The following is a 5570-nucleotide window of genomic DNA, read 5'->3' on the forward strand; positions in this document are numbered from 1 at the left end:
TTTGAAGGCGTGGAGGAGGCCCTGGCCGTCCCGGGCGCGGACCTCCGCCTGTTCGGCAAGCCCGAGGCCTACGAGCGCCGACGCATGGGCGTGGCCCTGGCCTGGGGCGGCGACATAGAGGACGCGCGTAGCCGGGCCCGCGAGGCGGCCGGCAAGGTGCGGCCCATCAAAGGCTGAGCGCGGGAACAGGCTTGACCTTTAGGCATTGTGACAGCGGAGCTGGTCAGGGGACCCGCGCCGACGCAATCCATTGTCGTCATTCGTGTTCTTCCGGGGGTTGACTTACCCGCCCCCGACCTGAAGAACGCCCGCCACATAGCGCCAAATGGCCGCAGCCAGGAGATCACAACCCATGCCCGTTCGCGTCGCCATCAACGGTTTCGGTCGCATCGGCCGCCTGGTCCTGCGCTCGATCATCGAACATGCGCGGACGGACATCGAGGTCGTGGCCATCAACGACCTGGGCCCGGTCGAGACCAACGCCCACCTGCTGCGGTACGACAGCGTGCATGGCCGCTTCCCGCAGCCCGTGACCGTGAACGGCGACACCATCGACGTGGGCCGTGGTCCGATCAAGGTGACGGCCATCCGCAATCCCGCCGAGCTGCCGCACAAGGACCTGGGCGTCGACATCGCGCTGGAGTGCACGGGCCTGTTCACGGCTCGGGACAAGGCCGCCGCCCACCTGGAAGCCGGCGCCAAGCGGGTGATCATCTCGGCCCCGGGCGACGGCGTCGACAAGACCATCGTCTACGGCGTGAACCACGAGACGCTGACCGCCGACGACCTGATCATCTCGAACGCGTCCTGCACCACCAACTGCCTGGCCCCGGTGGCCAAGGTCCTGCAGGAGCTCTGCGGGATCGAGCGCGGCTACATGACCACGATCCACTCGTACACGGGCGACCAGCCGACGCTGGACACCATGCACAAGGACCTCTACCGCGCCCGCGCCGCGGCCATGTCGATGATCCCGACCTCAACCGGCGCCGCCAAGGCCCTGGGCCTGGTGATCCCGGAACTGACCGGCAAGCTGGACGGCAGCTCGATCCGCGTGCCGACGCCGAACGTCTCGGTCGTCGATCTGAAGTTCGTGCCGGGCAAGAAGGTCACGAAGGAAGAGATCAACGCCGCCATCGAGGCGGCCGCGGCCTCGGGCCCGCTGAAGGGCATCCTGGCGGTCACCAACGAGCCGCTGGTCTCCAGCGACTTCAACCACGTGTCGGCCTCCTCGACCGTGGCCTTGCCGCAGACCCAGGTCATCGACGGCGGCCTTGGCCGCGTCCTGTCCTGGTACGACAACGAGTGGGGCTTCTCGACGCGGATGAGCGACACCGCCGTCCACATGGGCAAGCTGCTCTAAGCCTGAGGCTCCCATGACCTTCCGCACCCTCGACGACGCCGATCTCCAGGGCCGGCGCGCCCTGGTGCGCGTGGACTTCAACGTGCCGATGGCCGACGGCCGGGTGACCGACGACACCCGGTTGCGAGCCGCGCTGCCGACCATCGAAAAGCTTCGCGCCGGCGGAGCGAAGGTGGTGCTGCTGGCCCACTTCGATCGGCCGAAGGGCAAGCGCGTGCCGGAGATGAGCCTGAAGCCGGTGGTGGAGCCGCTGTCCAAGCTGCTCGGCGCCCCGGTGGCGTTTGCGGACGACTGCATCGGCGATGACGCCCAGACGGCGATCAACGGCCTTCAGTCCGGCGACGTGGCCCTGCTGGAGAACGTCCGCTACCACGCGGGCGAGGAGAAGAACGACGCCGAGTTCGCCGCCCAGCTTGCGGCCGGCGGCGACATCTACGTCAACGACGCCTTCTCGGCCGCCCACCGGGCTCACGCCTCGACCGAAGGCGTCGCCCGCCTGCTGCCGGCCTATGCCGGCGAGCAGATGCGCAAGGAGCTGGAGGCCCTGGACGCCGCCCTGGGCAACCCCAAGCGGCCCGTCCTGGGCATCGTCGGCGGGGCGAAGGTCTCGACCAAGCTGGACCTGCTGAACAACCTGGTCGGCAAGCTGGACTACCTGGCCATCGGCGGCGGCATGGCCAACACCTTCCGCTTCGCCCAGGGCTACGAGATCGGCGGCTCGCTGTGCGAGAAGGAGATGGCGGAGACCGCGCGCGAGATCCTGCAGAAGGCCGACGAGGCCGGTTGCAAGGTGATCCTGCCCAGCGACGTGGTGGTCGCCACCGCCCTGGAGCCGGGCGTCGCCACCCGGGTCGTCGACCTCACCGGCGAGGACAAGCTGTCGCCGGACGAGAAGATTTTCGACGTCGGCCCCGACACCCTGGCTCAGGTGACGGCGGCCATGGCCGAATGCCGCACCCTGATCTGGAATGGGCCATTTGGCGTGTTCGAAGTGCAACCCTTTGATAAGGCCACCGTTGAAGCTGCACAGGAAGCGGCTTCGCTCGCCAAGACCGGCAAGTTGGTGGCGGTGGCAGGCGGTGGTGATACGGTTGCGGCCCTAAATGCGGCGCGTGCGACCGGTGATTTCACCTTCGTCTCCACGGCCGGCGGCGCGTTTCTGGAATGGATGGAAGGCAAGGAGCTGCCCGGGGTGGCGGCCTTGTCGAAGGGGAATTAACGATGGCGCGTATCACGCTTCGACAGCTTCTCGATCACGCCGCCGAGCACGGCTACGGCGTGCCGGCCTTCAACATCAACAACATGGAACAGGCGCTGGCGATCATGGAGGCCGCGGAGGCCACCAATTCGCCGGTGATCATGCAGGCCTCGCGCGGCGCCCGCTCCTACGCCAACGACATCGTGCTGAAGCACCTGATCGATGCGATGGCCGAGATGTACCCGGACATCCCGATCTGCATGCACCAGGACCACGGCAACAACGAAGCCACCTGCGCCACGGCGATCCAGTACGGCTTCACCAGCGTGATGATGGACGGCTCGCTGATGGCCGACGGCAAAACGCCGGCCGACTATGAGTACAACGTTCGCGTCACCCGCAACGTCGTCGACATGGCGCACTGGGTCGGCGCCTCGGTCGAGGGCGAGCTGGGCGTGCTGGGCTCGCTCGAGACCGGCATGGGCGAGAAGGAGGACGGCCACGGCTTCGAAGGCAAGCTTGGCCACGACCAGCTGCTGACCGACCCCGACCAAGCCGTCGAGTTCGTGAAGGCCACCGAGGTCGACGCGCTCGCCATCGCCATGGGCACCAGCCACGGCGCCTACAAGTTCACGCGCAAGCCCGACGGCGACGTGCTGGCCATGCACGTCATCGAGGAGATCCACCGCCGCCTGCCCAACACCCACTTGGTGATGCACGGCTCGTCCTCGGTCCCGCAGGAGCTGCAGGACATCATCAACCAGTACGGCGGCGAGATGCCCCAGACCTGGGGCGTGCCCGTCGAAGAGATCCAGCGCGGCATCAAGAACGGCGTGCGGAAGATCAACATCGACACCGACAACCGCATGGCCATCACCGGCGCGATCCGGAAGGTGTTCGCCGAGAAGCCGGGCGAGTTCGACCCGCGCAGCTACCTGAAGCCCGCCAAGGAGGCGATGCGGAAGGTCTGCATCCAGCGGATGGAAGAGTTCGGCACCGCCGGCATGGCGTCGAAGATCAAGCCGCTGCCGCTGTCGGCCATGGCCAAGCGCTATGCGTCGGGCGAGCTGGCGCCCAAGATCGGCATCACCCGCGTCGCCGCCGAGTAGGCCGACCGGAATTTCGACCTTCCTTGAACGGCCGTGTCGGCTTCCGACACGGCCGTCCGTCTTTCAGTCGTGAAGGCGCGCCGAGCCGGCCGCCCAAGGGACGGAGAAGGTCATGTCCAAGCTGACGAATGCGATCCGGGCCGGCGCGCTGGCGCTCGCCGCCGCCACGGCGGTTCCCGCCGTGGCCCTGGCCGCGCAGCCCGCCGCCGCCACGGCGCAGGCGCCCGCCAAGAGTGGCCATGTCGAGGCGAACGGCGTCCGCTACTACTACGAGGTCCACGGCGCGGCGACGGCGCGCCCGCCGCTGCTCCTGCTGCACGGCGGCCTGGGCTCGATCGACATGTTTCGGCCGCTGCTGCCCACATTCGCCGCCGACCGGCAGGTGATCGCGGTCGACCTGCACGGCCATGGCCGCACAGTGCTGGGTGAGCGCCCGTTCACCCTCGAGGCGATGGGCGCCGACATGGACACCATCCTGGGTAAGCTCGGCTACGGGAAGGTCGACGTGGTCGGCTACTCGATGGGCGGCGGCGTCGCCTTCCAATTGGCCGCGCAGAAGCCCGAGCGGGTGAACCGCCTGGTGCTGGTCTCGACCAGCTATTCCACCGACGGCTTCCACAGCGAGATGCGGCCGATGCAGGCGCAGCTCTCCGGGCAGATGGCCGAGGCCATGAAGGGCACGCCGATGTACGACGGCTACATGGCGGTGGCGCCCCGCAAGCAGGACTTCCCCAAGCTGCTCGACACCCTGGGCGCCTTCATGCGCAAGGACTACGACAGCTCGGCCCTGATCCCGCGCCTCACCATGCCGGTGATGCTGGTCTACGGCGACGCCGACATGTTCAAGCCGGATCACGAGATCGACTTCTTCAAACGGCTGGGCGGCGGCCTGCGCGACGCCGGCTGGCAGCGCGAGCACATGTCGAAGCACCGCCTGGCGATCCTGCCCGGCCGCACCCACTACGACGTCTTCCTGTCGCCGGACCTGCCTCGCACGACGCTGACGTTCCTGGATGGCCAGGACAAGGGCGCCGATTGGACGGTCGGCAAGTAGGAACAGGCGGCCTGCGCCACAGGTTGAGGCGGCATGCGCAAGCATGCCGTCGTCCTGGGGCTGACCTTCCTCGGGTTGGCCGCCTTCGCCGTCTTCACCGGCTGGGCCTTCTACCGGGCCTCCGAGCTGGGCGGCGGCTGGCGCACCCTGGGGCCGATCTGGCCATACGTCGTGGGCGGCGTTCTGGTGGTGGCCGCCCTCGCCGCCTTCCTCATGTGGCTGGCTTTCTATTCCGCCCGCCACGGCTACGACGAGCGCGACAAGCGGCCCTAGCGCTATTGGGCGGTGTAGCCGCCATCGACGGCATAGAAGCCGCCGGTGATGAAAGACGCCCGCTCGGACAATAGGAACGCCACCAGTTCCGCCACCTCTTCTCGCCGGGCGAACCGGCCCATGGGGTGACTGGCCGCCATGGCGGCGCGGGCCTCCTCCGGCGCCTGCTTCATGCGCGGCGTGTCCACATAGCCTGGCCCCACGGCGTTCACCCGCACGCCCTTCTGCGCGTACTCCAGCGCCACGCTGCGCGTGAGGCCCAGCACCGCATGCTTGGCCGCCGTGTAGGCGGCGATGCCGGGAACGCCCACGACGCCGTTGCCCGACGACATGTTCACCACAGCGCCGCCGCCGGAGCGGACGATCGCCGGCAGCTCGTACTTGAGACTGAGGAAGACGCCGGTCACGTCGGTTTCCAGGACCTGACGCCAGTCCGCCAGATCCAGATCCTCGATCATGACCCCGTGGGGCCCGGTGAGGCCTGCATTGTTCACCGCCAGCTGAAGGGCGCCGAACCGCTCGACCGTGGCCTGGACCGCCGCGCGCATCGCGGCCTCGTCTCGAACGTCGGCC

Annotated in this window: 7 protein-coding genes; 6 read left to right on the forward strand and 1 reads right to left on the reverse strand. The window is 68.2% G+C overall.

Annotation, left to right across the window (positions count from 1 at the left end):
- Window positions 1-9: 9 nt before the first annotated feature.
- From RIF93_RS18220 to RIF93_RS18245, 6 genes are all read left to right on the forward strand, one after another.
- Entirely contained in the window at window positions 10-177 is a 168-nt protein-coding gene (locus RIF93_RS18220) for a hypothetical protein (protein ID WP_375163893.1), read from the forward strand.
- 175 nt (window positions 178-352) lie between these two features.
- The gene (gene gap, locus RIF93_RS18225; RefSeq protein ID WP_309092872.1) at window positions 353-1363 is read left to right on the forward strand and encodes a type I glyceraldehyde-3-phosphate dehydrogenase; all 1011 of its coding nucleotides are present in this window, start codon (window positions 353-355) and stop codon (window positions 1361-1363) included.
- A gap of 13 nt (window positions 1364-1376) precedes the next feature.
- A complete protein-coding gene (locus RIF93_RS18230; protein WP_309092873.1) occupies window positions 1377-2582 on the forward strand; it encodes a phosphoglycerate kinase in 1206 nt (401 codons plus the stop codon).
- A 2-nt stretch (window positions 2583-2584) separates the two neighbouring features.
- Window positions 2585-3670, forward strand: a complete 1086-nt coding sequence (gene fba, locus RIF93_RS18235) for a class II fructose-bisphosphate aldolase (protein WP_309092874.1) — start codon at window positions 2585-2587, stop codon at window positions 3668-3670.
- A 112-nt stretch (window positions 3671-3782) separates the two neighbouring features.
- The gene (locus RIF93_RS18240; protein WP_309092875.1) at window positions 3783-4724 is read left to right on the forward strand and encodes an alpha/beta hydrolase; all 942 of its coding nucleotides are present in this window, start codon (window positions 3783-3785) and stop codon (window positions 4722-4724) included.
- A gap of 33 nt (window positions 4725-4757) precedes the next feature.
- A complete protein-coding gene (locus tag RIF93_RS18245) occupies window positions 4758-4997 on the forward strand; it encodes a hypothetical protein (protein ID WP_309092876.1) in 240 nt (79 codons plus the stop codon).
- Window positions 4998-4999: 2 nt separating this feature from the next.
- Here RIF93_RS18245 and RIF93_RS18250 read toward each other — a convergent pair.
- Window positions 5000-5570, reverse strand: a 571-nt coding sequence (locus RIF93_RS18250) for an SDR family NAD(P)-dependent oxidoreductase (RefSeq protein ID WP_309092877.1), incomplete at its 5' end; no start/stop codon positions are given.

The sequence above is a fragment of the Phenylobacterium sp. genome (assembly GCF_031181185.1).
Taxonomy (GTDB): Bacteria; Pseudomonadota; Alphaproteobacteria; order Caulobacterales; family Caulobacteraceae; genus Phenylobacterium.

What these genes read in the sequence shown, in the direction of transcription:
- gap (WP_309092872.1), top strand. Translation starts at nt 353, where the DNA reads ATGCCCGTTCGCGTCGCCATCAACGGTTTCGGTCGCATCGGCCGCCTG.
- RIF93_RS18230 (WP_309092873.1), top strand. Translation starts at nt 1,377, where the DNA reads ATGACCTTCCGCACCCTCGACGACGCCGATCTCCAGGGCCGGCGCGCC.
- fba (WP_309092874.1), top strand. Translation starts at nt 2,585, where the DNA reads ATGGCGCGTATCACGCTTCGACAGCTTCTCGATCACGCCGCCGAGCAC.
- RIF93_RS18240 (WP_309092875.1), top strand. Translation starts at nt 3,783, where the DNA reads ATGTCCAAGCTGACGAATGCGATCCGGGCCGGCGCGCTGGCGCTCGCC.
- RIF93_RS18245 (WP_309092876.1), top strand. Translation starts at nt 4,758, where the DNA reads ATGCGCAAGCATGCCGTCGTCCTGGGGCTGACCTTCCTCGGGTTGGCC.